This window comes from Rhizobium sp. BK049 (assembly GCF_014193135.1).
Classification (GTDB): domain Bacteria; phylum Pseudomonadota; class Alphaproteobacteria; order Rhizobiales; family Rhizobiaceae; genus Rhizobium.
The window spans coordinates 1-2,052 of the sequence record NZ_JACHYV010000066.1; the positions used below are offsets into that span (position 1 = coordinate 1).

Here is a 2,052-nt window from a genome sequence, read left to right on the forward strand (position 1 = left end):
GCAAAGTCGGGTAGCAGCGGGGCATTGCTGCCCCGCCGCCCCCTAAGAACCGGGCGTGCGGATCACTCCGCACCCGGCTCAAGCCATTCTCCAGCGCCACGTTGTGACACCGGGCTCCCCGGCGGTATGTTTCGCGTCCTGACGGCGGGCGAGGTAGTCATCCCATGTGGGATCGAACGGGTTAGCCAGCGCCGGAATTTTGGCATGTCTCTTGATTGGGACAGCCGCTGCACGGACAAGCCCATACTTGGCGTCCTCCGTGCTGAAATCCCATGACTGGCTACCGTTGACCCTGAAATACCTTCTCCTGATCCACCGTGCTCCTTTGTTAGGGTGTCGTCGGCACGCCCATCTCCAGAGCATGCGCCAGATGTAGAAGTCTATCGAAGAGAAGGTCGCCTTCGCCACGACATGGCGGTGATACATCGCCCATCCCCGAATGATCGGGTTCAGCATTTGTATCAATCCTTCCTGCGCGATGGCGGCGTTGCCTTTGATGATTCTCCGGACCTTATCCAGCAGCGCCTTGACGCTGTGTTTGGACGGCGTGATGAGAAGTTTGCCGTTGTACTTTCGCACATTCTGGCCCAGAAAATCGAAACCATCCGCAATGTTCGTGATTCTGCTTTTCTCGTCCGAGAGTTCCAGTCCACGAACAGCCAGGTATTTCCTGATCGCCGGCAAGACCTTGTGTTCCAGCACCTCTTTCGATGCACTGGTTACGATAAAGTCGTCGGCATAACGGATGACGTGGGGCTTGGCTTTTCGGTACGTGGATTTCGACGATCCCACGCTTGCATCGACTGCGGCCTCAAGCCCATCCAACACTCTGTTAGCGATTGTGGGCGAAATCACGCCCCCTTGCGGGGTTCCCGCCCGCGTCTCGAACAGAGTTCCCTCTTCAACATATCCGGCTTGAAGCCACTTCCGCAGGATCGCCTTGTCCATAGGCATATGCTCGAGGATGTAATCATGGCTGATTTCATCGAAACAGCTTTTGATATCGCCCTCTAGAACCCACGTGGCGGACTTCCGTCTTGCCAACGTGATGAAGCACTGCTCAATGGCGTCGGCTGTCGAGCGTTTGGGCCGAAATCCATAGGAATTCGGGTCCGCCAAGGTCTCCGTCACTGGTTCCAGCGCAAGCTTCCATAAGGCTTGCATTGCGCGGCACAGCATACGGGGTATCCCGAGCGGGCGCTTCTTGCCGTTACTCTTGGGAATATAAACGCGTCGCAACGGCATGGTACGGTAGCCGTGATGCCGCAGCGACATTACTCCCTTCCATCTGGCCACCGGGGTTGTCCAGATTTCTCCGTCCACTCCCGGCGTTTTCTTCCCGCGATTCTCCGTCACCCGCTTCACAGCCAGCATCTTGCCGCTGTGCGAGCGGGTCAGCAGACGTTGCAAGGCTTTTACCTTGCCCCATCGGCATTCGCGAGTGGCCTTGGCGATACGCACTTGAAGTCGCTTCACGGTTGCTTCAATCTGCGACCAGTCTGTCTGATCCCAAATCTGCCCTCCGTGCGAGGACGCACCAGCATTCGCTGCTTTCGCACCGATTGCCGTCATCTGCTTTTCCTCGTCCAGCAATTAGTCATGTTCTCTCGCCATGAATGACCGAGCGGAAGTCTGCCCACTTTCGTGTCGGGCGATGTTGCAGCCCGTATCCCGACCATTACAGCCGGGCCTTCGCTTTCTCCGCCTTCCTTTACCCACAACACCAACAGCGTTCCTTACGGTTCGCCTGCCGTTACCGGCAGCGCTATGGGCTTACCCTGTTCCGCATGAATCTCAGAGCCAGTCGGACCCTTCCTTTTCGCCGGCAGCTTTCCGTCCATGGAGGTCCAACCGGAAAGGACCACACCTTGCTGCACACCTTTTGGTTCAAGCCTATCAGCACATTTGGCTTGTTCCTTGTTACGGCGTTTATCGGAAGTTCACTTGTGTTGGTCGTCATTGCTCATCCCTTGCACCTCACCGCCTTTGTGCTGGCAGTTTCCACTTCGCCTCACGGTTCGGTGGACCGGTCACCCGGTGGTTACGTTGTCC

Annotated in this window: 2 protein-coding genes; one reads left to right on the forward strand and one right to left on the reverse strand. The window is 57.0% G+C overall.

The window, feature by feature from the left end; translation table 11 throughout:
• Window positions 1-78: 78 nt before the first annotated feature.
• A complete protein-coding gene (gene ltrA / locus FHT70_RS30000) occupies window positions 79-1,572 on the reverse strand; it encodes a group II intron reverse transcriptase/maturase (protein WP_138396904.1) in 1,494 nt (497 codons plus the stop codon).
• 296 nt (window positions 1,573-1,868) lie between these two features.
• Here ltrA and FHT70_RS30140 point away from each other — a divergent pair.
• On the forward strand, window positions 1,869-2,052 hold a 184-nt coding region (locus FHT70_RS30140), incomplete at its 3' end, for a hypothetical protein (protein WP_210283004.1).

Coding starts and splice junctions, on each gene's coding strand:
- ltrA (WP_138396904.1), bottom strand. CDS start 1,572: ATGACGGCAATCGGTGCGAAAGCAGCGAATGCTGGTGCGTCCTCGCAC.